The 25864-nt window shown below is 65.3% G+C and carries 23 protein-coding genes; 15 read left to right on the forward strand and 8 right to left on the reverse strand.

Translation table 11 applies throughout. The annotated features are described in order from the left end of the window. Window positions 1-37 precede the first annotated feature (37 nt). Window positions 38-556, forward strand: a complete 519-nt coding sequence (locus QCE64_RS27925) for a hypothetical protein (protein ID WP_309925407.1) — start codon at window positions 38-40, stop codon at window positions 554-556. A 21-nt stretch (window positions 557-577) separates the two neighbouring features. On the opposite strand, the gene QCE64_RS27930 is transcribed toward QCE64_RS27925, so the two are convergent. Beyond that, window positions 578-1471: a LysR substrate-binding domain-containing protein gene (locus QCE64_RS27930; protein ID WP_309935396.1), complete on the reverse strand. Its 894-nt coding sequence runs from the start codon at window positions 1469-1471 to the stop codon at window positions 578-580. 133 nt (window positions 1472-1604) lie between these two features. On the opposite strand from QCE64_RS27930, the gene QCE64_RS27935 reads away from it, so the two are divergent. From QCE64_RS27935 to QCE64_RS27950, 4 genes are all read left to right on the forward strand, one after another. Beyond that, a complete protein-coding gene (locus QCE64_RS27935; protein WP_309934279.1) occupies window positions 1605-2786 on the forward strand; it encodes a M20 aminoacylase family protein in 1182 nt (393 codons plus the stop codon). 28 nt (window positions 2787-2814) lie between these two features. Continuing rightward, a complete protein-coding gene (locus QCE64_RS27940) occupies window positions 2815-4137 on the forward strand; it encodes an MFS transporter (RefSeq protein WP_309934280.1) in 1323 nt (440 codons plus the stop codon). Window positions 4138-4257: 120 nt separating this feature from the next. Then, window positions 4258-5970 (forward strand): IlvD/Edd family dehydratase, encoded by a 1713-nt coding sequence (locus QCE64_RS27945; protein WP_309934282.1) that lies wholly within the window; start codon window positions 4258-4260, stop codon window positions 5968-5970. A 14-nt stretch (window positions 5971-5984) separates the two neighbouring features. Continuing rightward, on the forward strand, window positions 5985-6905 hold the full coding sequence (locus QCE64_RS27950; RefSeq protein WP_310007474.1) for a dihydrodipicolinate synthase family protein: 921 nt from the start codon (window positions 5985-5987) through the stop codon (window positions 6903-6905). Between the two features lie 6 nt (window positions 6906-6911). On the opposite strand, the gene QCE64_RS27955 is transcribed toward QCE64_RS27950, so the two are convergent. Next, on the reverse strand, window positions 6912-7892 hold the full coding sequence (locus QCE64_RS27955) for a helix-turn-helix domain-containing GNAT family N-acetyltransferase (protein WP_310007477.1): 981 nt from the start codon (window positions 7890-7892) through the stop codon (window positions 6912-6914). A 211-nt stretch (window positions 7893-8103) separates the two neighbouring features. On the opposite strand from QCE64_RS27955, the gene QCE64_RS27960 reads away from it, so the two are divergent. Together QCE64_RS27960 and QCE64_RS27965 are read left to right on the forward strand one after the other, a co-directional pair. Further along, the gene (locus tag QCE64_RS27960) at window positions 8104-8325 is read left to right on the forward strand and encodes a hypothetical protein (RefSeq protein WP_310007479.1); all 222 of its coding nucleotides are present in this window, start codon (window positions 8104-8106) and stop codon (window positions 8323-8325) included. A 65-nt stretch (window positions 8326-8390) separates the two neighbouring features. Next, window positions 8391-9437: a Gfo/Idh/MocA family oxidoreductase gene (locus QCE64_RS27965; RefSeq protein WP_310007481.1), complete on the forward strand. Its 1047-nt coding sequence runs from the start codon at window positions 8391-8393 to the stop codon at window positions 9435-9437. Here QCE64_RS27965 and QCE64_RS27970 read toward each other — a convergent pair. Beyond that, entirely contained in the window at window positions 9434-10360 is a 927-nt protein-coding gene (locus QCE64_RS27970; protein WP_309934288.1) for a LysR family transcriptional regulator, read from the reverse strand. The genes QCE64_RS27965 and QCE64_RS27970 overlap by 4 nt on opposite strands. A 111-nt stretch (window positions 10361-10471) precedes the next feature. Between QCE64_RS27970 and QCE64_RS27975 the strand changes: the two genes are divergently transcribed. Then, window positions 10472-11251 (forward strand): SDR family NAD(P)-dependent oxidoreductase, encoded by a 780-nt coding sequence (locus QCE64_RS27975; RefSeq protein ID WP_310007483.1) that lies wholly within the window; start codon window positions 10472-10474, stop codon window positions 11249-11251. A 58-nt stretch (window positions 11252-11309) separates the two neighbouring features. Here the strand turns inward: QCE64_RS27975 and QCE64_RS27980 are convergent, their stop codons facing one another. Further along, entirely contained in the window at window positions 11310-12719 is a 1410-nt protein-coding gene (locus QCE64_RS27980; RefSeq protein WP_309925427.1) for an MFS transporter, read from the reverse strand. A gap of 264 nt (window positions 12720-12983) precedes the next feature. Here QCE64_RS27980 and QCE64_RS27985 point away from each other — a divergent pair, with 264 nt between their 5' ends. Further along, window positions 12984-13751, forward strand: a complete 768-nt coding sequence (locus QCE64_RS27985) for an IclR family transcriptional regulator C-terminal domain-containing protein (RefSeq protein ID WP_309925428.1) — start codon at window positions 12984-12986, stop codon at window positions 13749-13751. Between the two features lie 243 nt (window positions 13752-13994). Further along, a complete protein-coding gene (locus tag QCE64_RS27990) occupies window positions 13995-14540 on the forward strand; it encodes a Spy/CpxP family protein refolding chaperone (protein WP_310007484.1) in 546 nt (181 codons plus the stop codon). A gap of 249 nt (window positions 14541-14789) precedes the next feature. Here QCE64_RS27990 and QCE64_RS27995 read toward each other — a convergent pair whose 3' ends face one another. Continuing rightward, window positions 14790-16124: an MFS transporter gene (locus tag QCE64_RS27995; RefSeq protein WP_310007485.1), complete on the reverse strand. Its 1335-nt coding sequence runs from the start codon at window positions 16122-16124 to the stop codon at window positions 14790-14792. A 208-nt stretch (window positions 16125-16332) separates the two neighbouring features. On the opposite strand from QCE64_RS27995, the gene QCE64_RS28000 reads away from it, so the two are divergent. The 5 genes from QCE64_RS28000 (at window position 16333) to QCE64_RS28020 (ending at window position 21073) form a co-directional block, all read left to right on the forward strand. Beyond that, entirely contained in the window at window positions 16333-16719 is a 387-nt protein-coding gene (locus QCE64_RS28000; RefSeq protein ID WP_309934294.1) for a TerB family tellurite resistance protein, read from the forward strand. A gap of 27 nt (window positions 16720-16746) precedes the next feature. After that, complete coding sequence (locus tag QCE64_RS28005) at window positions 16747-17268, forward strand: universal stress protein (protein WP_309925436.1); 522 nt, start codon at window positions 16747-16749, stop codon at window positions 17266-17268. Between the two features lie 26 nt (window positions 17269-17294). Then, entirely contained in the window at window positions 17295-18911 is a 1617-nt protein-coding gene (locus tag QCE64_RS28010; protein ID WP_310007487.1) for an alkaline phosphatase D family protein, read from the forward strand. Window positions 18912-19006: 95 nt separating this feature from the next. Continuing rightward, window positions 19007-19645 carry a LysE family translocator gene (locus QCE64_RS28015; protein ID WP_310007489.1) on the forward strand — a complete coding sequence of 213 codons (639 nt, stop codon included), beginning with the start codon at window positions 19007-19009 and terminating at the stop codon, window positions 19643-19645. 135 nt (window positions 19646-19780) lie between these two features. Further along, window positions 19781-21073, forward strand: a complete 1293-nt coding sequence (locus QCE64_RS28020) for an FUSC family protein (protein WP_310007491.1) — start codon at window positions 19781-19783, stop codon at window positions 21071-21073. Between the two features lie 33 nt (window positions 21074-21106). Here the strand turns inward: QCE64_RS28020 and zwf are convergent, their stop codons facing one another. From zwf to QCE64_RS28035, 3 genes are all read right to left on the reverse strand, one after another. Further along, complete coding sequence (gene zwf / locus QCE64_RS28025; RefSeq protein WP_309925447.1) at window positions 21107-22582, reverse strand: glucose-6-phosphate dehydrogenase; 1476 nt, start codon at window positions 22580-22582, stop codon at window positions 21107-21109. Window positions 22583-22750: 168 nt separating this feature from the next. Next, complete coding sequence (locus tag QCE64_RS28030) at window positions 22751-23659, reverse strand: LysR family transcriptional regulator (protein ID WP_309925449.1); 909 nt, start codon at window positions 23657-23659, stop codon at window positions 22751-22753. Between the two features lie 100 nt (window positions 23660-23759). Continuing rightward, a complete protein-coding gene (locus QCE64_RS28035; RefSeq protein ID WP_310007493.1) occupies window positions 23760-25847 on the reverse strand; it encodes a pyridoxamine 5'-phosphate oxidase family protein in 2088 nt (695 codons plus the stop codon). Window positions 25848-25864 lie beyond the last annotated feature (17 nt).

The following is a 25864-nucleotide window of genomic DNA, read 5'->3' on the forward strand; positions in this document are numbered from 1 at the left end:
AAAGGCGCCGTCGCTGCCACGCGATGGCGGAGAACCTATGCGTCTGTCGCTACCCTGGCTCCGATCGTTTCATTCCGTGTTGCTGACCATTGCCGCAGTGCTGGCGTCCGGCTGGACATCCGCCGCTCATGCAAGTCTGTGCGGCGACGGTCTCTGGGCGGACGCGATGATCGCGTCGCATCACGTTCATCCGGACAAGGACTTCGAGCAGTTCAATCCGGGTATCGGCGTCGAATGCTGGGTCGCGCCGCAATGGGCGGTGACGGGCGGTTATTTCCGCAATTCGCTGTCGAAACCGTCTTTCTATGGCGGCGGTGTGTGGAGCCCGGATTTCCTGCACTGGCAGTATGTCCGTTTCGCGGTCATGGCCGGACTGATCTCCGGCTATGACTATGGCAGCTACGGAATCGGCCATAACCATACGGTCGGTCCCGTGGCCGCGCCGCTGATCATGCTCGAATACAAACGGGTCGGCGCCAATATCATTCTGATTCCGCCCATTCCATCGAGCGATCTTCCGTTCACGCTCGGCTTCATGCTTCGAGTGAAGTTCTGAGCCAGGCGATCCCGCTCCCCCTCACACCGTCCGGGCAGCATCTCTCAAACACTCGACCAACATCGTCGCGGCCGGCGTCAGCGGACTGTCGCGCCGCGTAATCACCCGCACTGATACCGCGGGCAACGGATCCGTCACCGGGAACACCGCGAGTCCGTCACGCGCCCACGGATGATCGAGCAAGCCCGCGGGCATCGACGCCACCGCATCCGATCCGCGCAACAGACCATGCGCGATGATGAAGCTCGGACATTCGATCACGCGTCGCGGCACCGCCAGCCCGCGCTTCGCATAGGCGTCGAGCAGCGCCTGAGTCGAGCTTTCCGGCGACGGATTCAACAGCCATTCGGCCTCTGACAATTCCGCGAGCGCCGTGGCATGCCGCAGCGGATGATCCGCGCGCCCGACAATCGAAGAGCGGCTCTCATACAGCTCCATGTGATCGAATTCCGGAGCGAGAAGCTCGGGCACGACCACCGCCACGACGAAGTCGAGCGAACCGTCGCGCAGACGCGGCATCGCCACGCCTGGAAAGCCCTCGATAAAGCTCACACGCGCATCCGGCATTCGCCGCCTGAACGCCCGATAAGCCTGCGGCAGGATCGAGAGCGCCGCGGTCGGCGTAACGGCCGCGCTCACGCTGCCCGCACCGGCGCCTTTCATCTGCGCGATGTCGTCTTCGGCACGGCGCATCTCGCTCACGATCAGATGCGCACGGACCCGCAACTGCTGACCGAACGCGGTCAACTGCACGCCGCGCGCGGTGCGCAGCACGAGCGCCACGCCCAGATCCTGTTCCAGTTCCTTGATGGCCTTGGTCAGCGCCGCCTGCGACAAATGCAGACTGCGCGCCGCAGCGCGAATGCTGCCTTGCTCGGCCGTGGTCAGAAACGCGCGCAGCTGGTGATACTTCATGCTCATGACCGACACCCTAGGGTTAGCACCGACAACTATCAGTAATCACGCATTCAATTTACCGTCTTTTGGTTGGCTTTTCGGCTTTATATGCTTGGTGCACGTCGAATCGCATCGAGCAAGGAGGAGCCTCATGTTGTCAGTCGAACCTGTAATCCCCGGCATTGCAGCCATCGCGCGGGAATTTGTCGAAGTACGCCGGCGCATCCATGCGCACCCGGAACTGGCCTTCGAAGAAACCCGGACCAGCGAACTCGTCGCCGGGATGCTCGCGCAATGGGGCTATGAAGTTCATCGCGGGCTTGGCCGGACGGGTGTCGTCGGAGTGCTGAAGCAGGGCGAGGGCGGCAAGCGCATCGGCTTGCGCGCGGACATGGATGCCTTGCCAATCGAAGAAGCCACCGGACTGCCCTACGCAAGCCAGCACGCCCGCACGATGCACGCATGCGGACACGACGGCCACACCGCCATGCTGCTGTGCGCCGCGCGCTACCTTGCCGAGAGCCGCCAGTTCTCGGGCACGCTGATCGTGATCTTCCAGCCGGCCGAGGAAGGCGAGGCGGGCGCGCGGGCCATGCTCGAAGACGGACTCTTCGAACAGTTCCCGTGCGATGCCGTATTCGGCCTGCACAACATGCCCGGCCTGCCCGCAGGCGACATGTTCTTCACGCCGGGTCCGGGCATGGCATCGTCGGATCGCGTGAATATCGTGGTGCGCGGCGTCGGCGGCCATGGCGCGATGCCGCACGCAGCGCGCGATCCGATGCCGGCCGTCGCCTCGATCATGCTGGGCCTCAACAGCATCGTGGCGCGCGAAGTCGATTCGCAGAAGCCCGCGGTGGTTTCGGTGGGCAGTGTGCAGGCGGGCGAAGCCAACAATGTGATTCCCGAAACCGCGCTGCTGAAGCTCTCGGTACGCGCGCTCGATGCAGGCGTGCGCGCGCTGCTGCAGGAACGCATCACCGCGCTCGTCCACGCGCAGGCGCTGGCCTACGGCTGCACCGCCGAGATCGGCTATGAACTCGGCTATCCCGTGCTGGTGAATCACGCAGGCCCCACGGCCTTCGCCACCGAGGTCGCCGTGCAGATGCTCGGCGCACAGCGCGTCGAACCGGCTGCGAAGCCGTTGATGGGCAGCGAGGACTTCGCCTTCATGCTCGAAGCGTGCCCGGGCACGTATGCGTGGATCGGCAATGGCGTCGGGTCGAAGGGCGGCTGCATGGTTCACAACCCGGGCTACGACTTCAACGACGACATCCTCGCGACCGGCGCGAGCTACTGGGTGCGCCTGGCCGAAGCCTGGCTCGCCGACTGACTTTCGGTCCGACACCGCGGAACTCACGATGAATACGTCCACACTGGCCAGCGCCACTTCCTCATCCATTGCTCCGGCTTCCGCCAGCCGGGCGGCGCGCACGCGCCTCGTTGCGGCGGCGGCTGTCGGCAACGCGCTCGAGTTCTACGACTTCACGGTCTATGCGTTCTTCGCGCTCGTCATCGGCAAGCTGTTCTTTCCGGTGCACGATCCAGTCGGCCAGTTGCTGCTCGCCGTGGCGAGCTTCGGCGTGGGTTTCTTCACGCGTCCCGTCGGCGGCTTGCTGATCGGCATGTACGCGGATCGCGCCGGACGCAAGAAAGCGATGCTGCTGACACTCGGCCTGATGGCGCTCGGCACCGCGATGATCGCGGTCGCGCCGACCTTCGCGCAAGCCGGCCTCGCCGCGCCGATCATTCTCGTGCTGGCGCGGCTGATCCAGGGATTTTCGGCGGGCGGGGAAGTGGGAGCGTCCACCACGTTGCTGCTCGAACAGGCGCCCGCCAACCGTCGCGGCTTCTATGCGTCCTGGCAGTTCGCCAGCCAGGGTTTGTCGGCGCTTGCGGGCGCGTTGACCGGCGTGGCGCTTACCGCGTCGCTGACTCAGGCGCAACTCGAAAGCTGGGGTTGGCGCGTGCCGTTCATCATCGGCACGGCGATCGTGCCGGTCGGCTGGTGGCTGCGCCGCACGATGGAAGAAGCGCCCCGCGATACCCTTGAAGCCGCGCCGAAGGCGGCGAAGCTCCCGCTCGTGACGGTGTTGCGCGAACATCGCCGCGCCGTGCTCAATGGCCTGGGCCTGACGATCGGCGGCACCGCGGCGCACTTCATCATCGTGTTCTACCTGTCCATCTACGGCGTGAAGACGCTCGGGCTACCGGGCTGGACGTCGATGTTGTCAGGCTGCGTGTCGGGCGCGATCCTCTTCGTCGTGGCGCCGATCGGCGGCTATCTGTCGGACCGCATCGGCCGCAACCGGCTTGCTCAAGTTACCCGCATCGCATTGATGATCGCGATCTGGCCGGCCTTCGTGCTGCTCAACAAAGTGCCGACCACCGGCACCTTGCTCACCGTGGTGACGGTGCTGTCCATCGTGCATTCGCTCAACGTCGGCCCGACCGGCGCGATGCTCGGCGAACTCTTCCCGCGTTCCGTGCGCGCGACGGGCGCGGCCATTGTCTACAGCCTCGGCGTCGCAATCTTTGGCGGCTTTGCGCAGTTCTTCGTCACTTCGCTGATCATCATCACGAAGAACGTGATGGCGCCTGCCTGGTATGTAATGGGCTGCGGCGTGCTGTCCGTGATCGCGGTGGCCTGCATGCGCGAGCGTTCGCAGGAGACGCTCGACTGAGCCTGAATCGTCGCGCCGCAATCCGGACCGGACAGGCGAACGAGGTGTATAACTCGACCTGTCCGGCGCACGAAAGCTTCCTCGCGCTGGACCCCAGGCCAACAAGAAAAGGGGACATCCATGCGCAAGCTGCGTTCGCAAAGCTGGTTCGGCGGTAGCGACAAGGACGCGTTCATCCATCGTTCATGGATGAAGAACCAGGGCATTCCTCACGACGAATTCGACGGCCGTCCGGTGATCGGCATCTGCAACACGTGGTCGGAACTGACGCCCTGCAACGCGCATTTCCGTGAGCTGGCCGACTACGTGAAGCGCGGTGTGCGGGAGGCGGGCGGCCTGCCGCTGGAGTTTCCGGTGATGTCGCTCGGCGAATCCAATCTGCGGCCCACGGCCATGCTGTTCCGCAACCTGGCGTCGATGGATGTCGAGGAATCGATCCGCGGCAATCCCATCGATGGCGTCATTCTGCTGGTCGGCTGCGACAAGACCACGCCCGCGCTGCTGATGGGCGCTGCGTCGTGCAATCTGCCTGCGCTCGCCGTGTCGGGCGGACCGATGCTCAACGGACGCTTTCGCGGCGGCACGATCGGCTCCGGCACGGGCGTGTGGCAGATGTCGGAGGAAGTGCGCGCGGGCCGGATGACGCAGGAAGAATTCGTCGACGCCGAATCGTGCATGAACCGCTCGCGCGGCCATTGCATGACGATGGGCACGGCATCGACGATGGCCTCGATGGTCGAATCGCTCGGCATGGGCCTGCCGCACAACGCGGCGATTCCCGCCGTCGACGCTCGCCGGCAAGTGCTGGCTCACATGGCGGGGCGGTGCATCGTGGACATGGTGAGGGACGATCTCACGATGGACCGGATCCTCACGCGCGAGGCTTTCGAGAACGCCATTCGCACTAATGCGGCCATCGGCGGTTCGACGAATGCGGTCGTGCATCTGATCGCGCTGGCGAAGCGCATCGGCGTTGCATTGACGCTCGAAGACTGGGAGCTCGGCAGCGAGGTGCCATGTCTCGTGAACCTCCAGCCATCGGGCGAATTCCTGATGGAAGATTTCTACTACGCGGGCGGACTGCCGGCGGTGCTGCGTCAGATGGGTGAGCAGGGACTGCTGCATCGCGACGCGCTCACGGTGAACGGGCGCACGATCTGGGACAACGTAAGCGACGCGCCGAACTACGATGAGAAGGTCATCACCACCTTCGCAAAGCCGTTCAAGCCGCATGCGGGCATCGCGGTGCTGAAGGGCAATCTTGCACCGAACGGCGCGGTGATCAAGCCATCGGCGGCAACGCAGTCGCTGTTGAAGCATCGCGGGCGCGCGGTGGTGTTCGAGAACGTCGAGGAACTGCACGCGAAGGTGGACGACGACGCACTCGACATCGACGAGCACTGCATCATGGTGCTGAAGGGCGCGGGGCCGAAGGGCTATCCGGGCTTTGCGGAAGTCGGCAACATGCCGCTGCCGCGCAAGGTGCTGCAGAAGGGCATCACGGACATGGTCCGCATCTCGGACGGCCGCATGAGCGGCACGGCCTACGGCGCGGTGGTGTTGCACGTGTCGCCCGAGGCCGCGGCGGGCGGGCCGCTGGCGCTGGTGCAAACCGGCGACATGATCGAACTCGACGTGCCGGCGCGGCGTCTGCATCTCGATGTATCGGACGAGGAGCTGGCAAGACGCCGCGCCGCATGGCAAGCGCCCGAATTGCCGCGACGCGGCTATTACCGTCTCTACGTCGAACATGTGTTGCAGGCGGATCAGGGCGCGGACCTGGACTTTCTCGTCGGTTCGAGCGGCGCGCCGGTGCCGCGCGACTCGCATTGAGCGGAGCGCGATCCATGTCCACGCAACTTCCGCCTCCGCCCGGCATGTGGCCGGTGCTCTACGCCTATTTCGATGCATCCAACCAGCTCGACACACGTGCCACGCGCATGCAGATCGACGCGACGCTTGCCGCCGGCGCGCCGGCCATCGTGACGCTCGGACTGGCGACCGAAGTGAATCGGCTGTCGGATGAAGAGAAGCGCTTGATGATCGATGTGTGCGCTGCGCACATCGCCGGCCGCGTGCCGCTCGCGGTGACGATTTCCGGCGACAGCGTCGCTGCGCAAGCCGCGCTCGCCTATCATGCGCTCGAACGCGGCGCGTCCTGGCTGATTCTCCAGCCGCCTTCGAAGCGCGGCGAGCCCGAGTCGTTCTACTACGACTTCTTCGCGGCCGTGCTCGAACGCACGGGCGCGCAGGCGGGCATCCAGAACGCGCCGGAATATCTCGGCGTGGGTCTGTCGCCGCAAGCGCTCGCGCAACTGGCCGGCGAGCGGCCCGGCTTCCGTCTGCTCAAGGGCGAAGGGCCGGCCGTGACGATACGCGCGACCATCGAGCATCTGCATGCACTCGGCCAGACTCTGTCCGTGTTCAATGGCCGGGGCGGACAGGAACTCATCGACAATCTGCGCGCCGGTTGCGATGGCCTGATCGTGGCGCCGGATGCGTTCGATCATCAGGTCGCGGTTCACACCGCGTTTGTCGAAGGCCGCGAGCAGGAAGCCGAAGCACGCTATGCAGAAGTGCTGCCCGAGATCGTCTTCGTGATGCAGTCCCTGGAAACACTCACCTGTTACGGCAAGCGCATCGCCGCGTGGCGCATGGGCTTCGACGTGGCCTTCGATCGCGGCGCACAGCCCACGCCGTTCGGCATCGAATGCGCGCGGCGTTTCGCGCAACGTCTCGGGCCGACGTCACGCGCCGTCAGGCTTTGAATCAACTCAGCCCGGTGACGTCGGACGCCGCGTGAAGCGCTGTTCGGTCACGGTGGCGCCCCATTGTGTGCCTTCGGCCTCTTCCGCAAGCGTGAAGCCGAACGACTCGTACAGATGGCGCGCGGCGTCGAGACTCTTGAAGGTCCAGAGGAAGGTTTCGTCGTAATGAGCATCGACGAAGGCCATCGCGCGCGCCATGAGTTCCCGGCCCATGCCGCTGCCCCGCAAGCTGCCGTCGATGATGAACCAGCGCAGATGCGCGACGCGCTTCTTCAGATCGCCGTCGATGGCGAGCGAGCCGAGCGTGCGCTCGCCTTCCATCACGAGCCACAAGGCCTGGCCCGGTGCCGGCAAACCTTCGGCGAACGCGGCGAGTTCCGTGGCGACCCTGCGCTCGAAGAACACGCCGAAGCCCGCATGATGCGCATAGAAGCGCGCGTGCAGGCTCGCGATATCGCCGATGCAGCCGGGCCGATAGCCATCGACGATACGTGCGTTGCTCACAGGCGGCGCGGCTGTGCGCGTGCGCTCGTGACCTTGCGCGAGCGCGTCTGCATAGAGCGCGAGGGAGCGCACCAGCGTCTGCTGATCTTCGGGTACGAGACGCCGCAACGCATCGGAGACCTGGTCGGTGGCGAACTTGTCGATCTTGCGGCGCAGTTTCTGCCCCGCCGCGGTGAGGTAGAGCTCGGACGAGCGGGCGTCGTCGCTCGATGTCTGCCGCGTCACCAGTTCCGCCGCTTCGAGCCGCGCGATCTGGCGGCTCGCATTCGACTTGTCGAGACGGAGAATGCTGGCGATATCGCGCGCCTGGATGCCTGGTTTCGCGCCGATCTCGATGATCGCGTGTACCGCCGAAGGCGCGAGTCCGCTGTCGGCGAGCGTATGCCGCATGAAGCCCAGTTCGCGTACGAGCTTGCGTGAGAATTCGCGCAGTTCGAGAATGGTCTGGGCGCGCGGCTGAAAGGGTGTATCGATGATGTCCATGCTTGCTCCGTCAATCACGCGACTGTTTTTCCTGGCTCGATATTAGTTGCGATGTGCAACTTTCGCAAGCCATCGGCGTTTCGGCGTGGTTCCCGAAAACGCTCACCTTCAATCGTCTGTGAATTACACGCCCGGAAGAGAGCGCAAGAATCGGCGTGCGTCCCTGCCGTGCAGACGCGATGCTGGTCAGTCCTGATTCAGGAGCACGTCGATGATGAAGTGCCTTACGCTGTCTCTCTGCCTGTGCGTCGCACTGCACGACGTGGCGCATGCAACGCAGGCATCGGCGCCTGTCGCGGCTTCGGCAGCCGAGCCCAGGACGCTCAAGGAACGCCTCGGCGACAAGGCCAGCGACCAGCAGCGTGTGGACAATTGCCATGTTCCGCCGGAGCGTCGTGGAACGAAGGTTCGCCCCGACACGTGCGCGCACTGAAGCGCACGCGATTGTGATACCGTTCCCGTGCGTGTACTAAATCGTACAAATAAGGAGAGCCCGCTGTGTCATCTCAATCGACTTCTTCCGTATTGCGTGTTGGCGTTCTCGGCGGCGCGAACATTGCGCGTCAGTTCACGCGCGACGTCCGTCCGAGCCAGACCGTGCGCGTCGTTGCCGTCGCGAGCCGCAGCGATGCAACTGCGCAGGTGTTCGCCGAAGCCAACCAGATCGATGCCTGGTTCGGCAGCTATGACGCCATGCTCGCCAGCCCCGACATCGACGCCATCTATCTTCCCTTGCCGAACAGCCTGCATGCCGAATGGGCGATCAAGGCCGCGAATCACGGCAAGCACATCCTGTGCGAAAAGCCGCTCGCGCTGGATCGCGATGAAGCTGCGCGCATGTTTGACGCCGCCGACCGCAACGGCGTGATGCTGCTCGAAGCGTTCCCGTTCTATTTCCAGCCGCAGACGGCCGCGATGATGTCGCTGATCGGCGAGGGCGCGGTCGGCGAGGTGCGCGCCATCCAGGCGTGCTTCGGTTTCACGGTGGGCAATCCGGGCGCGAACATCCGCATGAAGCCCGAACTCGGCGGCGGCGCGCTGCTCGACGCGGGCAGCTATCCGCTGAGCCTGATTCGACTCGTCATGGGCAGCGCGCCGAGCCGTGTCGATGCCGTGGCGACGTGGGCCGACAGCAACGTCGATATCAGTCTCATGGCGACGCTCGTCTATGAAGACGGCCGGCGTGCGCAGGTGTCGTGTTCGATGGATGCCGCGAATCATCGCTATGCAACCATCATCGGCACGCAGGGCACCATCGATACCGAGTACCTGAATCACACGAGCGACCAGGCGTCCGGCGATGCGTACGGCTATCTGCCGAGCCAGTTGCGCGTGCGGCGCGGCATTCCGAACTCGGTGCCGTTCGACGCGGTGCCTGCGGCAACGGGAAGCGGCTTCCTGTTCGCCGCCGAGAGCTTCGCGCGCATGGTCGCGACGCACGACACCGCCGCCATCGACTACTACGCGCAAGTCAGTCTCGACAATGCGGCGACGCTCGCGGCGATCATCGCCAGTGCGCGCAGCGGCAAGACCGTCACGCTTTAGGCGTCACTGCTGGCAGCCCCGGTCAGACCCACCACGAGATCAAGAAACGCGCGGGTCTTGGCCGGCGGATGATGCCGCGACGGATGATACGCATAGAGCGGAAAACGCTCGTCGGGCCAGTCGGGAAACAGGTCGATCAGCTTGCCGTTCTCCATCAGGTGTTCATGCCCGAGCGCGAGAATCTGCGCGATGCCATAGCCCGACAGCAGCGTGTTCAGCATCGTGCCGGGATCGTTGACGGTCAGGCGTCCGCGCGTCTCGACCGTCAGGCGCTTCTTCTTGCGATGAAACTCCCACACGAAGGGCCGTCCCGTTTCAGGATCGCGGAACTCGATGCAGGTGTGCGCGTCATCGGCGAGTGCTTGCGGCGTCGCGGGCTTGCCGCGACGCTTCAGGTAGGACGGCGCGGCCACCGTGTGGACCGGTGTATCCAGCAGCTTGCGCCCGATCAGGCTCGAATCGCGTGGCGCGCCAAACCGGATGGCGAGGTCGAAGCCGTCCGCGATCATGTCGCCGAGCCGGTCGCTCGTGATGAGCTCCAGTTCGAGATCGGGATGCGCTTTCAGGAACGCATCGAGCTTCGGTCCTAGCAGGAGCCGCGAGAAGATCGGATCCACATTCACGCGCAGGCGTCCGCGCACCGAGGTCGCGCTGCCCGATGCCATGGCCGCGGCTTCTTCCAGACCAAGCAGATGCGGCATGACGTGTTCGAAGAAGTGCCGGCCGTCGTCGGTGAGTGCGACGCTGCGCGTGGTGCGGTCGAACAGCCGGATCTTGAGGCGCGCTTCCAGCCGCGCAATGGCACGGCTCACGCCGGGCTGCGACATGCCGAGGCGGTCGCCCGCCGCCGCGAAGGTGCCCGCATCGACGATCGCCGCGAATACGCTGATGCCGTTCAGCATGCGTTCATTGAAACTGGCCATTCATGCCTCCGCGTCATTGACCTCGTGACATTCATGTTATCGCGAAGGCGGGAGATTGCGCGCAGAATGGGTCCGGTTCAATGGTGAAGGCCAAAGCAAGGGAGCAAGCACATGGCACGCATATTCATCACAGGATCGACGGACGGACTCGGCGCCATGGCGGCGCGACTGCTGCTCGACGAAGGACATCGCGTCGTGCTGCACGCACGCAATGCGGCACGCGCCGCTGACGCACATGCCGCCATGCCGGACGCCCAAGCAATCGTGACCGGCGATCTTGCGGGCATTGCCGCCATGCGCGACGTCGCCGCGCAGGTCAACGCACTCGGACACTTCGATGCGGTGATCCATAACGCGGGCATCGGCTACCGCGAACCGCGTCGCGTCGAAACCGAGGACGGCCTGCCGCAGGTCTTTGCGATCAATGTGCTCGCGCCTTACGTGCTGACGGCGCTGATCGAAAAGCCCGCGCGGCTCGTGTACCTTAGTTCGGGCATGCATCACGGGTCACGCGCGAACCTCGACGACCTCACCTGGACGCAGCGGCCCTGGCGCGGCGCGCAGGCTTATGCCGAAAGCAAGTTCATGGACGTGCTGCTGGCGTGCGCGGTGGCGCGTTACTGGCCGGGCGTGTTGTCGAATGCGCTCGAACCGGGCTGGGTGCCGACGAAGATGGGCGGCGCATCGGCCCCGGACGACCTGAATCTGGCGCATCGCACGCAGGCCTGGCTCGCAGTCAGCGACGATGAAGCCGCGCGCGTGACGGGCCGCTACTTCTTCCACATGCGGGAACGGGACTGCGATCCAGCCGCGCGCAACGAAGCGTTGCAAAATGCGCTGGTCGAACAGTGCGAGCGTCTGTCCGGCGTGAAAATCGAGCGCCAAGCATAAAAAAAACGGGCCCTGCGAGGTTGCAAGGGCCCGTCCAATCACTCCAACACAATCCGCATCAGGCGTGGCGTGCCTTGGCGACCTTTTCCACGTTCATCGAGTCGGCGCGCAGGCGCTCGTACTCCTGTTCGCTCATCGGCACAGCGTCCTTCTTGCCGAGATCGTTCAGGCGGATGCGATACGTCTCACGTGCCGAGTACGCTGCAATCGCGGCGATGATCGTCACGCCGAACGCAATCGCGCCGACCGTCAGCGGGATGTTGTTCGATCCCGGCGGCGCCACCGCCGCGAACAGCGCGGGCAGCAGGGCCGTGATGGTCGTGCCGATGTTCTGCGCAATCGCCATCGCCGAAACACGCGAGCGGGTCGGGAACAGTTCCGGGTAGAAGCTCGGGAAGATCGCGTTATAGCCTTGATACACGACGCCCCACATCAGCAGCGACATCAGGAACGCGAGCGGCACGTTGTGAATGCTGATCGCGTAGAGATAGCCGAACGACAGCAGGCCCGAGACCAGGGAGCCGCCGATCATCATCGGGCGTCGGCCGATCTTGTCCGACAGGTTGCCGACGAACGGAATCACCAGTACCGCAACGATGTTGCCGACCACCGGAATCCACAGATACACGCTCTTGTGGAAGCCGATGCCATACGAAGACTGCACCGCATAGGCCGCACCGAAGATCGTCGCGACGACGGGAATCACGTTCATCAGCGCCATGCAGACCACGCGGACCATGTCGGGCGTGCTGTTGGCGAAGGCTTCCTTGATCGGCGACTTGGGCAGGTCGCCGTGCGCGCCTTCGGACGTGAAGGCGGGCGTTTCATGCACTTCCTTCCGGATGATGTAGCCGGCCACCAGCACGAATGCGGACAGCAGGAACGGCACACGCCAGCCCCACGAATTGAACATGTCTTCCGGCATGAACGTGGCAAGCGGCAGGAACACGGCGGCCGCGAGAATCTGGCCGGCCTGCACGCCCTGCAGCGTAAAGCTCGCGTAGTAACCACGGCGTCCGAACGGCGCGTGTTCGAGAATCATCGAGCTGGCGCCGGAGATCTCACCCGCCACCGCAAAACCCTGGACCAGGCGCAGGACCACAAGCAGCGCGGGCGCGAACATGCCGATCTGGTGATAGGTCGGCAGGAGGCCGACGGCCATCGTCGAGAAGCCCATCAGGAACATGCAGATCAGCAGGACGTTCTTGCGGCCGTGCGTGTCGCCGAGATGGCCGAGCACGAATGCGCCGATCGGACGCGCCACGTAGCCCACGCCGTACGTTGCCAGCGACGCGATGATCGCCACTTTCGGATTGCCCGACGGGAAGAACAACTGCGGGAAAATCAGCGCGGCCGCTTGCGCGTAGATGAAAAAGTCGTAGTACTCGAGCGCCGAACCGATCCAGCCGCTCGCCGTCGCTTTTTTCGCCTGGCGGCCGCCGTGCGCGTCTTCCATAGGGCTAGCCATAGAAATGTCTCCGAAATAGGTTTATGGAGTTGAGCCTGGGAAACTGGCCGAGCGGCGGAGAGTCGAGTCTGAAAACACGCGTCGCTCTGAAAGTGATTGGAGAATAAGAGCGCAACCCCTTTCAATCAACATTCTGTGATAGATTTTGCGCGATTATCGTACGCGTGTGTGCGTTAATCGAACGCTTTTGGGGTTAGCACTAGCCAATGCGTTGCTTTAGCGGCCGAAACAGCCGCTGTTCCATAACTAAACAAGAATGTCTGCATGACTAAACCTGCACTCGACAAGCGCGACTGGATTGCGGGCCTGGAGAAGGGCCTGGCGATCCTCGAAGCCTTCGACGATCAGCACGCGCGCATGACGCCCACGCAGGCCGCCGTGCGCACCGGCCTCACGCGCACGGCCGCGCGCCGCTATCTGCTGACGCTCGCGCATCTCGGCTATGTGCAGACGGACGGCAAGCTCTTCAGTCTCACGCCGCGCGTGTTGCGCATGGGCTGGTCCTACTTCGAGTCGGCGCGTCTGCCGCGCATCGTGCAGCCTTATCTGCAACAGCTGAGTGCGCTGATCCACGAATCGGTCTACGTGAGCGTGCTCGATGAGTGGGACCTCGTCATCATCGCGCGCAACGGCTCCACGCGCGTGATGACCACCGGCTTCGTGCTCGGCGCGCGAGTGCCGGCTGCGTTGATGTCGGGCGGCATCGCGATGCTTGCGTATCGCGATGAAGCGGCCGTGCGCCAATGGCTGGACGACACCGAGTTCAAGCCCTTCACGCCGCTCACGATCACCGACAAGGAGCAGCTCTACGAGAAGATCCGCCATTCGCGCGTCGAGGGTTATGTCGAGATTGAGCAGCAATTGCAGATGGGTGTGCGCGGCGTCGCCGTGCCGATGAAGAACCGTCATGGCGAAGTGGTTGCCGCGCTTTCGGCCAACATGCCAATCGGAAAGGAAACGCGCGAAGCGGCGCTCGCTCGCGTGCTGCAGCCGTTGCAGGAAACGGCGTTGTCGATGTTGAACGTGATCTGAGTTTCAGCCGACCGGCCAGGACGCAAAGGTGAGGGTATTCGGGATCGGGCGCCTTCGTTCGAACAAAGCCCCTTGTTTGAAGGCTTTCCGACACTCGCAAACCGGCCAAAGGTGAGCGTTTTCGGGAATAAGGCAGAGCCCTCATTCTTCGCTCATTCACCATCCCTACACTCGGTCTCATGGTTGCAACAGCGAAAGCGCGCAACTCCATCCGAACATCGAACGAGGAAAAGGGGAACCGAGATGAGCCCGAACGTCAAAGCAAAACCTGTCGCCCATACGCACCTTGGCGGGCGTACCGCATTGCTGCTCAAGCTGTCGGTCGTGAGCGTGGTCACTGCGCTTTCACTTGGCGTCGGCTCCGCGCCGGTCTATGCGCAGACTGTGCCGCTGGACAGCAACACCGCCATCCACGTGCAGCCGGTCAACATGCGCACGCTGCATGACCAGTTGAATCTCACGCCCGATCAGGAAGTGCAATGGCAAGCCGCGCTCGATGCAATGCGTGAAAGTCACGCCGCCGAGCGCATGAACGCAGACCAGATGCAGTTGCGCATGCAGGCGTTGCTGAAGCAGCCGATCCTCGATCTTTCCGCGCTGCACGCGCTCGACCAGAAGACGGCGCAGCAGGACGCGCCGTTGTCCGGGCAATCAGCGAAGGCCTGGCTGACCTTCTACGGTTCGCTGAACAACCAGCAGAAGCAGACCTTCAGCGATGCGATGCGTCCGCAGTTCGAGAACATCGCGCATCATCCGGCGCGTCCTTACGATCCGCGAACCGGCCTCTGATGCGGCGGTGCGCTGTACACGCAGCGCAAAAAAACGGGCCGGCGCGCAAGGCAGCCGGCCCGGTCGCATCGCGTCAGTGGCAGGCAGCCGCGATGTGACGCACTCTCTCATGCATGCGGCATGCCAATCATCGCGACGAGGGCGTGAGCCTTGCGTGACAAGGCTCACGTCTTGAGACAGGAGAACATGCTGTCTCATGTAGCCCAACGCACTCGCCAAGCCTGTGCGGCCTCAGCCAACAGTCGTCACTCAATGCGCGGCCGCCATCGACGGATCCGCCTGGCCTTCGCCGGTGCGGATCGCGATCACGGCGAGCAGCGCGGCCGCGAGCGGCACCGCGAGCACGAGATAGAAGCCGCCCGGACCGCCGAGGTTGAGGAACATGCCGCCGACCGCCGAGCCCACGATCGCCCCCACGCGTCCCATGCCGATGGCCCAGCCCGTGGCGGTGGCGCGCAGTGTCGTCGGATAGGCGCTGACCACCAGATAGTTCAGCGCGATCTGTTGTCCGCCGATGCCGAGCCCCGCCGCGCCCGCGAGCGTGAACACCCATCCCCACGACGTACCCGCATAGGCCAGGCCGAGCGCAATGGCAATGCCCAACGCCAGCAGCGCGATCAACAGGCGTCGCGTGCTGATTTTCGGCAGCGCGATGGACAGCGGAATCGCGCAGACGATGAACACCGCATTCACCACGACCGTGCCGAACGGCGCCTGCGCGGCGGGCAGGCCGGCGGCCTTCAGCACCGTGGGCAGCCACGAAAGGAACATGAACCACGCGATCCAGTTGAAGAAGTACACGGCCCAGATCGCCACAGTGTTGCGCGCATTGCCTTCGCGGAACAGCGCGCCGACGCTCGCCCGCGCGGCAGCTTCATGCACGGCGAAGCGCGCGTCCGGCGCAAGCGGTTGCGAAACGATGCGCGCCAGCACCGCGCGGACGGCGCGATGATCGTCGCGCGAACGCGTCACGAGAAAGTGCAGTGACTCGGGCAGCACGAACCAGAGCAGCGCGAGCAGCACGAGCGGCGCCGCGCCGCCCGCGACGAACACGCCTTGCCAGCCGATCACGGGCAGCATGCGCGCGGCAAGCAGGCCGCCGAGCATGGCGCCGGCGGGCAGTCCGAGCAGCACGCCGGTCATGATCGCGCCGCGATGCCGCGCGGGACCGTACTCGGCGGCGAGCGCGAGCAGCACCGGCGTGCAGCCGCCCATGCCGAGGCCGGCGATGAAGCGCAGCGCGAGAATCTGCGTGGTATCACTCGCGAAAGCGGTCGCGAGCGAAGCAAGGCTGAACAGCGCGACGCCGCCGAGCAGCGCGGGACGCCGTCCCACGCGGTCACCGAACAGCCCGAGCGTCATGGCGCCGAGGGTCATGCCGAGCGTGCCCGCGATGAGAATCGGCGCGAGATCGCCGGGCGCGAGTCCGAATGCCGCGATGATCGCCGGGCCCGTATAGGCGATGGCCTGGGTATCGAAGCCGTCGAACAAGGTGGTCATGAAGCACAGCAGGAAGATCGTCCACTGGAAGGGACGAACGCGTTCGCGGTCGATCAGCGACGCGATATCGAGAGGCGGTCTCATGAAGTCTCCGTTGTGATTGGCATGCCGGAGAGTAAGAGCAGGGTGCGCCGCCCGTCCAATACCGATGAGGACTGAGGTCATACCGCCGAGGTATCGCGCTCATCTTCCGCTCATTCTGCGTTCCTACGATGCGAAGCAAAGGCGGTGCGTTCTCTCCAGTCATCACGTACGGCCTTTCCTTCAGGAACTTTGATCGAGGAGTTGAGCCATGCGTCACTATCCATCGGACAGCCCGCGTGCCGCGGCGCGCATCGTCGTGATGTCGCTGATCGCGGACGGGCATATCAGCGGCAAGGAAGTCGAAGCGCTCGAACGGCGCGGTTTTTACAGACGGCTCGGCTTGCATGCGGGCGAACTGCATGAAGTCGTGCGAGAGGTATGCGAGGACCTCACACGGTCCTCTTATCTGACGTGGGACGAAGCGTGCCGGGTCGATGCGGGCGTTGTCGAAGAGCTTGCGAAAGAAGTGCGCGACGAGCGCATCCGACGCGAGGTGCTGGCGCTGTGCCAGACAGCGGTGGTCGCGGATGGCCACATCACGTGGACCGAGGCGGTCGTGCTCGACGCCGTGAAGCGCGCGTGGCTCATGCACTGAGCCAGGTCATCGCAAGGAGGTGACATCATGCAGCAACATATCCTGGTAGCCGTGGGCCCGAGTCTCAGCCATGCCGCGCTCGCGCTCGGCATCGCGCGCGCCCGCGAAAGCAATGCACGCCTGACGGTGCTTCATGTCGTGGACCGTTTGCCGTTCTGGGCGCTCTCGTCGGTGCAGCACGACTTCGGCGCGTCGATGACCTGCATCGAGCAACAGGTGCGCGAAGTCGAGAAGCGCACGTTGCAGGCCATACTCGCATCGAGCGTAAACGGCGTGTGCGTCACGATCGACCTGCCGAACGGCGCGACGGTCGCACGCACGATCGCGCAGGCAGCGCGCGAGTTCGACGCGGACCTGATCGTCATCGGCCGCAGCCGGTCCGGCGCATGGCGCTTCTGGCAAGAGCGCATGGCCGACGCGGTGAGCCGTCACAGCAATCGCCGCGTGCTGATCGCGACGAACCGCGAGCCTGCCGACGCGGAGGCTGCAACAAAAGCGACACCATTGCGCTTTACCATCACCGGTTCGACGCAGCGCACACCTGCCTGATCGTACCGATCGAGAGGAAGCTCGCCATGCCGGATCGCATCGTCAAACCGTCCCGACGCACCTTGCTGAAGGGTCTTGTCTCCGGCACCGGACTTGCGCTCAGCGGCGCCGGTCTGGCCGACGCGCTGGTGCAAGGCGTGGCGCCCGCCGTCGTCACCTCGGACAAGTTGCGTCCGCAACTACCTGGCGGGGTGATGAGCGGCGATGTCACCGCAACGAGCGGCATCGTCTGGAGCCGCACGGACCGGCCGGCGCGCATGATCGTCGAGTACTCGACGAGCGAGAACTTCAGCACCTTCCAGCGGCGCATCGGGCCCGCGGCGCTGGAGGGCAGCGACTTCACCGCGCGCGTCGACCTGACCGGCCTGCCGCCGGGCGCGGATATGTTCTATCGCGTGCGCTTCCAGGATCTCGTCGATGGCAAGACCATCAGCGAAGCGGCGACGGGCCGCCTGCGCACCGCGTCGCTGGATGCGACGAAACCGGTCTGCTTCGTTTTCTCCGGCGATGAAGCCGGGCAGGGCTGGGGCATCAACGAAGGCTTCGGCGGCTACCGCATCTACGAAGCGATGCGCCGTGAAGCGCCGGACTTCTTCATCCATCAGGGCGACCAGATCTACTCGGACAGCGTGATCGAAGCCGAAGTCAAACTGCCGGACGGCTCGCTGTGGACCAACCTCGTGACCGAAGGCAAGTCGCACGTGGCGCAGACCCTCGACGACTATCGCGCGGCGTTCGCCTACAACCAGCTCGACCGCAACAAGCGCCGTTTCGCCGCCGAAGTCCCATTCCTCGTGCAATGGGACGATCACGAAGTGCGCAATAACTGGTATCCGGGACAGCAGATCGGCGCGGCGGAAAAGCGCTATCAGACGCGCGCCATCAACCTGCTCGAAGCGCGCGCGAAGCAGGCGATGTTCGAATACAACCCGTATCGCATCAACCAGCTGGATCCTGAGCAGGTGTATCGCGGCTTCCAGTTTGGTCCGCTGCTGGACGTCTTCATGCTCGACGAGCGCTCGTATCGCGGCGCCAATTCGCCGAACCGGCAGCCGCGGCTGGATGCGGACGCCGCGTTTCTCGGCTCGCAGCAGACGGCGTGGCTGAAGGCCTCGTTGCAGGCTTCGCGCGCGACGTGGAAGGTGATTGCGAGCGACATGCCCATCTCGCTCGTCGTGCCGGATGCGAATCCGGATGTGCCGAAGGGCACCTACGAAGCATGGGCCAACGCCGACAACGGCGCACCGCTCGGACGCGAACTGGAGCTGGCGGAGATCCTGCGTTTCATCAAGCAGGAGAACATTGAGAACGTCGTCTGGATCACGGCCGATGTGCACTATGCACAGGCGACGCACTACGATCCGTCGCGCGCGAAGTTCACCGACTTCAAGCCGTTCTGGGAATTCGTCGGCGGGCCGATCAACGCGGGCACCTTCGGTCCGAACGAGCTCGACACGACCTTCGGGCCCGAACTGCGCTATGTGAGCGTGCCGAAGGACAATCCGCAGAACCGCTCACCCGCGGCGCTGCAACAGTTCTACGGCCGCGCGAAGATCGACCCGGTGAGCCGCGCGCTGACCGTCTCGCTGCACGACCTGAACGGCAAGTCGCTTTACGAGGTGAAGCTGGACGTCGAAACCTGAAAATTGGCCTGCCGGTTCCGGCGTCATCCATGCATGGACGCCGCCGACGCGCCTTCGCGACAATGCGCACAACATTGAACGGAGACGCCCACGCCATGACCCCTCACGCCTTGTTCAGCGCGAACCTGCTGATTGCCTGGTCGGCGTATTTCGTCGGCACCGCGAGCCCCGGGCCGAGCAATCTCGCGATCATGTCGATCGCAAGCCAGTCCGGCCGCCGCGCCGCCTTTGCCTTCGCGGCAGGCGTGATGTCCGGCTCGTGCTTCTGGGCGATGCTCGCGGCGCTCGGACTGTCCGCGGCGCTCACCGCGTATTCGGGCTTTCTCACGGCTGTGAAGATCTGCGGCGGACTGTACTTGTTGTGGCTCGCGGTCAAGTCCGGACGCGCGGCGCTGCGTCCGCCGGTGCGGTCCTCCACCGCGCCCGCGCGCGACCTCGACGCCCGTGCGCTCTACACGCGCGGCGCGCTGCTGCATCTCACCAATCCGAAGGCGATTCTCGTGTGGATGTCGGTGGCGGCGCTCGGCTCGTCGGCGGGCGAGGGGCCCGGTCACATGCTCGTGGTGGTGGCGGGCTGCCTGTGTATCGGCGCGAGCGTGTTCGGCGGCTATGCCGCGCTGTTCTCGATGCCGTCCGCACGACGCATCTATCAGCGCATGCAGCGCGGCCTCGACGGCTGCCTCGCGCTCGTGTTCGGCGCGGCTGGCATCCGTCTTCTGACCTCGCGTTCCTGACTTGCGGCGCATTGCGTACATGGCGTCGCCGATGGCGCATATGCAACGCCCGATGCAATTCTTTCGTCAATTGTTTTGCGCTCGGCTCCGCAGGCGACTACGCTCAAGCTAAACGCCAGACGGATCCCGAGCCCGATGCCGACCGACGATTCACCCCGCAGCACCCCTTCCATCGAATCCCGCAGCAAGGCACTAGGCGCCGATGTCTTGCGCACCGTGCGCGACGCCTTCGTGTCGCTGGGACGTGAACTCGCCGCCTTTCGCCCGACGTCCGCGCGCGCACTCTTCGCGACCCAGGCCATGCTCTCGGTCGCGCTGGCCGTCGCACTGGCCTACGCGTTCCATCTGACCAACATCTGGTGGGCCGCCATCAGCGGCTTCGCGGTCATGCAGTCGAAATTCTCCGCCTGCGCGCAGCGCGGCGTGCATCGCGTGGTCGGAACCGTGGCCGGGGCCATCATCGGCGCGCTTGCCGGTCCGCTGATCGGCGACGTCCCGTGGATCTTCGTGCCGCTGCTCGGCGTGATTGCGGGCGTCTCGGTGTATCGCGCGCTTGCGTCCGATGCGGGCTATGCGTGGGTGCTGGGCGCCGTGACGTCGATGATGGTGACCTTCGAGGCGCATCGGCTCGTGTTCGCGTCGGCGACGGCTTCGTTCGCGTTGTTGCGTGTCGCCGAAGTGGTGGTGGGGACGTGCGCGTGCGTGGCGGTGTCGGCGCTGTTTCACGCGGGCCTGCAACACTTCCGCCGCACGCGCGGCGCGGCGCCGGTGCCGCGTGCGCAGGCTGCGTCCACGGTGGATCGCGTCGATGGCGCGAGCACGCAGGCCATCACCGTGATGCCTTCAGACGCGGCGCAGGCGGTGCAGGCCGTGTCGGCTTCACACGTTGCGCGCGCCGCGCAGGTTGCCCGCGAGATGCGCAGAAGGCTTGCGTGGCAGAGCGCATGGGCGGTCATGATCCTGGCCGCGCTGGCTTATGCGTGGAACCTGCCGGGCTTCGCACAGGCGATGGTGACCGCCGTCGCCGTGCTGATCCTGCCGGCCTCGGCGCTCGGCAAGCCGACGCGCAAGCCCGTTGCGGAGCGCATGATCCAGCGCTTCATCGGCTGCCTGCTGGCGGGGGCCGTGAGTCTCGCACTGCTGCCCTTGCTCGGCGATTCACCTTTGTTCTGCATGATCGCGCTGTGCGCGGGCGTGTGGATCGGCTGTCACGTGCAGACCGGAGCGCAGGGCGCGAGCTATGTCGGCCGGCAGTTCAGCATCGCCTTCATCATGGTGTTCGTGCAGGATCACCACTGGTCGTCCGACCCGACGCCCGCCGCGCTGCGGCTCGCGGGCATTCTCGGCGGAATCGTGGTGCTGTCCGCCGTGATGGCGGCCAGTGCCGTCTGGTGGGAGAAACGAACCGTGCGCACGGCGATGCGGTGACAGCATGCCGTCCGCATCGCCACGTTCAGTCCATCACGCTTCTTCTGCCCAGGCCAGATTCTCGCGCGCCATCAACGCGCTGGACGCCGCCGGTCCGAACGTGCCCGCCGTATAGCCGCGCGGACGGTCGCCGAGTTCCTTCCAGCCGTTGAGGATCGGCTCGACCCACGTCCAGGCCGCTTCCAGTTCGTCGCGGCGCATGAAATGCGTGAGCCTGCCGCGAATCACGTCGATCAGCAGCCGCTCGTACGCCTCCGCGCGCCGCTGCGTCATGGCCTGCTGCAAGTCCAGATTGAGCGTCACCGGCTGCATGTGCATGCCGCTGCCGGGTTCCTTCGCCATCATCTGCAACTGGATGGATTCCTCCGGCTGCAGCGTGATGGTGAGACGGTTGCCGTAGTGACGCGGGCCGTCGGGGATGATCGAGAACGGCAGGTCGGCGAAATCGATGACGATCTCCGAGCGGCGATTCTGCATCCGCTTGCCCGTGCGCAGGAAGAACGGCACGTTGGCCCAGCGCCAGTTGTTGATATGCGCGCGCACGGCGACGAAGGTTTCGGCGCGGCTGTCGGCGGGCACGTTGGCTTCTTCCAGATAACCCTTCACCGCCTCGCCGCCCACGGCGCCGGCCGTGTACTGGCCGCGCACGGTGTCGCGCGCGATGTCGGCGACACTCATCGGCCGCAGCGACTTCAGCACCTTGAGCTTTTCGTCGCGCACGGCGTCCGGATCGAGCGAAACGGGCGGCTCCATCGCGACGATGCACAGCAGTTGCAGCAAGTGGTTCTGCACCATGTCGCGCAATGCGCCGGTATGGTCGTAGAAGCCCGCGCGGCTGCCCACGCCCACCGTCTCCGACACCGTGATCTGCACGCTCTTGATGTACGGCGCCTGCCACAGCGGGCCGAAGATCGCGTTGCCGAAGCGCAGCACCATCAGGTTCTGCACCGTCTCCTTGCCGAGATAGTGATCGATCCGGTAGATCTGCTCTTCCTTGAAGTGCTTGCCGACTGCGTCGTTGATGGCTTGCGCCGACGCCAGGTCGTGGCCGAGCGGCTTCTCCAGCACGACCCGGGCGTGGTCGTCGAGGATGCCGGCGCTGTCGAGGTTGTCGCAGATGGTCACGAACAGCTCGGGCGAGGTCGACAGGTAGAAGACCCGCTGCGAGCCCGGGCGCGCGGCCTGGCCGAGACGCTGGAAGTCGGACGGGTTCTCCACGTCGACACGCACGTAGTCGAACAGCGCGAGAAATTTGTCCCACGATTGCGCGTCGAACACCTTGTCTTCGATGAACGGCCGCGCCTGCGCCTCCATGAAGTTCTTCAGATAGTCTTCGCGCGTCCAGTCCTTGCGGCCGATCGCGAGAATGCGCGTGTCGGCGGGCAGGTTGCAGTGCGAGTGCGCCATGTACAGCGCGGGCAGCAGCTTGCGCGCCGCCAGGTCTCCGCCGCCGCCGAAGATGATCATGTCGAGCGGGCGTTCGTTCGAGGGAGAAGTCGGTTGGGTCATGGTGCGTGAGCCGTGAAGGGGTCTGAGAAAGCCAAAGGCGCGGCGATCGGTCAGGATCGGACGAGACAGCTATGTTGCATGTTTTGCCGGTTTTTTGCACGGCAGCGTGCCTGACGGCCGTTCGATTCGACGCCGTCGCGCCCGCGTCCGGCCGGTCGCGCCGGGCGTTTAGCCGTTGTAGCTCAACGCGGGATCCGCGCGCAGCGTGGCGACGGCCAGATCGAGGAACGCCCGCACCTTCTGCGCGACATGGCGGCCTTCGCGATGCACGAGATGAACGGGAATGGCGGGCGGCTCGAAGTCCGGGAGCACAACGGCGAGCCGGCCTTCCTGCACATATTGCGCGACCTGATATGACAGCAGCCGCGCGATGCCGAAGTCCGCGAGCGCGGCGCCGATGGCGGAGTCGTTGGTGGTCGTGGTCAGGCGCGGATGCGCGCGCACGAGCACCTGCCGCTCACCGTCGTAGAGGCGCCATTCGGGCGGCGTCGATGCTCCGGTGGACGAGATGATGACGTGCGTGGCGAGATCGTCGGGATGACGGGGCGTACCGTGTTCCGCGAGATACGCGGGCGACGCGCACAGCACGCGCCGCACGTTGCCGACCCGGATCGCCTGCAATGACGAGTCCGGCAGTTCCGCGATGCGCACCGCGACGTCGATGCCTTCGTCCACCAGGTTCACGACGCGGTCGACGAACCAGCAGTTGGCATCGGCTTCGGGATAGCGGCGCAGATAGTCGATCACGATCGGCGTGACGTGCAGGCGGCCGAACATGACCGGCGCGGTGATCGTGAGCACGCCGCGCGGCGACGTGTGCGTGCCGGTGGCGGACAGTTCGGCGGTCTCGATTTCGCCGAGTATGCGGCGGCAGTCTTCGAAGAAGCCGCTGCCGGCGTCGGTGAGGCGCACGACGCGCGTGGTGCGCGTGAGCAGGCGCACGCCGAGGTGTTCCTCGAGTTCGGTCACGACCCGGCTCACGACCGACGGCGACACCTCGAGCTTGCGTGCCGCCGACGCGAAGCCGCCGGTTTCGACCACCGTGACGAAGGTCGACATTGCCTGGATTCGGTCCATGGGAGAAGCGTTGCATGCCGGCTGAAAGGATGCCGTGCATTCTCGGGGATATGTGCGCGGGGCACAATCCACCTCGCTGTCTCGGGGGCCTTTCCTGCCCTCACAAGTCGAGTTCGAGCGCAGCGTCCGAATCCGCTGCCGGCACGGCGCAGCAGATCAGGGCTTCGTCGTCGCCGACGTGAAACGCCGGTTCGTTCTCGTACGTCACCGCGCCTTTCGCGATGCGCGTCCGGCACGTGCCGCAGGTGCCACCGCGGCAGTTGAATTCCGGCGCGAGGCCGCTCGCTTCCGCGAGATCCAGCAGCGAACCGCCGTCCGGCTGCCATTGCGCCGCCGTGCCGGACTTCACGAACTGCACCGTCACCGGTTCGGCGGCGGCGGGACGCAGCGGCTTCACGTCCGCACCGCGATCCGCCGTGCGCCGCAACGCCGACGGACCAAAGGCTTCAGCGTGGATGCGCGTGTCGGCGACATTGAGCGCGCGCAGGCCGTCGTAGAGCGTTTGCATGAACGCGCCCGGGCCGCACAGGTAGAAGTCGTAGTCGTTGAACGGCAGGCGGCTCGTCAGCAGATCGAGATCAATCCGCCCCGACGCGTCGTAGTCGCGCCCGAGCACGGCGTCCCGCGTGTCGCTCAGCACGCGGATCAGGTTCACCGCGCCGCCCGAGCTTTGCACGAGCGCGTCGATTTCCTGCGCGAACGCGCGGCTGGCAAGCGCATGCGCCGACACGATCATCCAGGTTGGGCGTATGCGGCGCTTGCGCAGCCCTTCGTAGACAATGTGCCGCAGCATCGCGAGCATCGGCGTGATGCCGACGCCCGCTGCCATCAACACGGCTGGCCGCTTCTCCAACGCGTCGATCGTGAAATCGCCGGCCGGCGCGCGCGCCTCGATCGTGCTGCCGGTTCGCAACGTGTCGTGCAGCCAGGTCGAGACGCGGCCGTCGCGCTTCACGCTGATGCGGTACACGCCGTCCGACGGCGCCACCGAGAGCGTGTAGGTGCGGATCGACGGTTTCGTGTCGCCCGGCAACGTGACGCGGATCGGCAGATGCTGACCCGCGCGGTGCGGCACGAGTCCCGCGCCGTCAGCCGGTTCGAGATGGAACGAGCGGATCGAATCGCTCTCGTCGACGATCCGGCTCACGCGAAACGCGCGCCATGCATTCGCGAGCGCGGCGGCCTTCAGGCGTTCCGATACCTGCGTCCAGTCGCCGGTCATCAGTGCATTGGGCGACGCGCCGTCGTCGCGCGCCGTCCCGTGCAACGGCAGCGCATCTTCGCGGTACACGATGCGGTGCGGCTTGAAGCGCCACAGCCGCTCCGCGCCCTGGAAGGCGGCGATTTCCGGTGAATCGAGCAGCACGTGAGCCTCGCCCGAGAGTTGCAGCAGCGTGCCGTGTTCGAAATCCGCGAACACGAGGCCGGCGCGGCCGTTCTCGAGAATGTTGCCGAGCGTGTTGAAGAACAGGTTGCCGGCGAAGTCGGGAATGGTGAGAAAGCCGTCGTCGGAGATGCGCACGAAGCCCGGCTTGCCGCCCCGATGCGACACGTCCGCCTGCCGGTGCCCGTCATCGCGATCGAAGTACGACGCGACGTAGAACGAATCGGCGCCCGTGATCATGGCTTTGGCGCGCGGCGTCAGCGCGTCGAGTTCGACCGGCGCGACTGTGCCGGGCGTGCCCGGCTCGCGCACGAACTCGAAGTCGCGCAACTGGATGTATTGCGGGCAGTTGCCGTAGCTCTGCTCCACGGCGACGTCGAAGCGCGCGTGCGCCCCGTCGCGATGGATCACGCCGTTCATGCGGTTGCGGCGGCGCGTGTGCAGTTCGATGCCGAGCAAACCGATGGACGCGCCGTCCGCCATGCCGGTTTCGGCGGGATCGCGAGGATCGCGTGCGTGGCCGATGCGCAGCGTGTGTGCGTCGGGGGTCTGCATGAAACCGGGATGCCCGGCGATCAGCGTGGCCCACGGATCGCCGCGGCTGTCGACCGCGCCGACGACCACGAACGGCAGTTGCGCAAAGAACTGGCGATGCTGGTCCGGCATGTGGTCGCGCACGACGCGCCGGCCCATGCTGTCCATCCGCTCATGCACGCCCGCGGCCTTCTGCAGCGCGATTTCGCCGCGATGCCAGGGTGCGGGCGCGAGTTGGGGAACAGGATTGAGGACCGCTGGGCTGGACATGATGGGTTGCCTCCACA

Source organism: Caballeronia sp. LZ043 (genome assembly GCF_031451075.1).
In the GTDB taxonomy this organism is placed as follows: domain Bacteria; phylum Pseudomonadota; class Gammaproteobacteria; order Burkholderiales; family Burkholderiaceae; genus Caballeronia.

What these genes read in the sequence shown, in the direction of transcription:
- QCE64_RS27925 (WP_309925407.1), top strand. Translation starts at nt 38, where the DNA reads ATGCGTCTGTCGCTACCCTGGCTCCGATCGTTTCATTCCGTGTTGCTG.
- QCE64_RS27930 (WP_309935396.1), bottom strand. Translation starts at nt 1,471, where the DNA reads ATGAAGTATCACCAGCTGCGCGCGTTTCTGACCACGGCCGAGCAAGGC.
- QCE64_RS27935 (WP_309934279.1), top strand. Translation starts at nt 1,605, where the DNA reads ATGTTGTCAGTCGAACCTGTAATCCCCGGCATTGCAGCCATCGCGCGG.
- QCE64_RS27940 (WP_309934280.1), top strand. Translation starts at nt 2,815, where the DNA reads ATGAATACGTCCACACTGGCCAGCGCCACTTCCTCATCCATTGCTCCG.
- QCE64_RS27945 (WP_309934282.1), top strand. Translation starts at nt 4,258, where the DNA reads ATGCGCAAGCTGCGTTCGCAAAGCTGGTTCGGCGGTAGCGACAAGGAC.
- QCE64_RS27950 (WP_310007474.1), top strand. Translation starts at nt 5,985, where the DNA reads ATGTCCACGCAACTTCCGCCTCCGCCCGGCATGTGGCCGGTGCTCTAC.
- QCE64_RS27955 (WP_310007477.1), bottom strand. Translation starts at nt 7,892, where the DNA reads ATGGACATCATCGATACACCCTTTCAGCCGCGCGCCCAGACCATTCTC.
- QCE64_RS27960 (WP_310007479.1), top strand. Translation starts at nt 8,104, where the DNA reads ATGATGAAGTGCCTTACGCTGTCTCTCTGCCTGTGCGTCGCACTGCAC.
- QCE64_RS27970 (WP_309934288.1), bottom strand. Translation starts at nt 10,360, where the DNA reads ATGGCCAGTTTCAATGAACGCATGCTGAACGGCATCAGCGTATTCGCG.
- QCE64_RS27975 (WP_310007483.1), top strand. Translation starts at nt 10,472, where the DNA reads ATGGCACGCATATTCATCACAGGATCGACGGACGGACTCGGCGCCATG.
- QCE64_RS27980 (WP_309925427.1), bottom strand. Translation starts at nt 12,719, where the DNA reads ATGGCTAGCCCTATGGAAGACGCGCACGGCGGCCGCCAGGCGAAAAAA.
- QCE64_RS27985 (WP_309925428.1), top strand. Translation starts at nt 12,984, where the DNA reads ATGACTAAACCTGCACTCGACAAGCGCGACTGGATTGCGGGCCTGGAG.
- QCE64_RS27990 (WP_310007484.1), top strand. Translation starts at nt 13,995, where the DNA reads ATGAGCCCGAACGTCAAAGCAAAACCTGTCGCCCATACGCACCTTGGC.
- QCE64_RS27995 (WP_310007485.1), bottom strand. Translation starts at nt 16,124, where the DNA reads ATGAGACCGCCTCTCGATATCGCGTCGCTGATCGACCGCGAACGCGTT.
- QCE64_RS28000 (WP_309934294.1), top strand. Translation starts at nt 16,333, where the DNA reads ATGCGTCACTATCCATCGGACAGCCCGCGTGCCGCGGCGCGCATCGTC.
- QCE64_RS28005 (WP_309925436.1), top strand. Translation starts at nt 16,747, where the DNA reads ATGCAGCAACATATCCTGGTAGCCGTGGGCCCGAGTCTCAGCCATGCC.
- QCE64_RS28010 (WP_310007487.1), top strand. Translation starts at nt 17,295, where the DNA reads ATGCCGGATCGCATCGTCAAACCGTCCCGACGCACCTTGCTGAAGGGT.
- QCE64_RS28015 (WP_310007489.1), top strand. Translation starts at nt 19,007, where the DNA reads ATGACCCCTCACGCCTTGTTCAGCGCGAACCTGCTGATTGCCTGGTCG.
- QCE64_RS28020 (WP_310007491.1), top strand. Translation starts at nt 19,781, where the DNA reads ATGCCGACCGACGATTCACCCCGCAGCACCCCTTCCATCGAATCCCGC.
- zwf (WP_309925447.1), bottom strand. Translation starts at nt 22,582, where the DNA reads ATGACCCAACCGACTTCTCCCTCGAACGAACGCCCGCTCGACATGATC.
- QCE64_RS28030 (WP_309925449.1), bottom strand. Translation starts at nt 23,659, where the DNA reads ATGGACCGAATCCAGGCAATGTCGACCTTCGTCACGGTGGTCGAAACC.
- QCE64_RS28035 (WP_310007493.1), bottom strand. Translation starts at nt 25,847, where the DNA reads ATGTCCAGCCCAGCGGTCCTCAATCCTGTTCCCCAACTCGCGCCCGCA.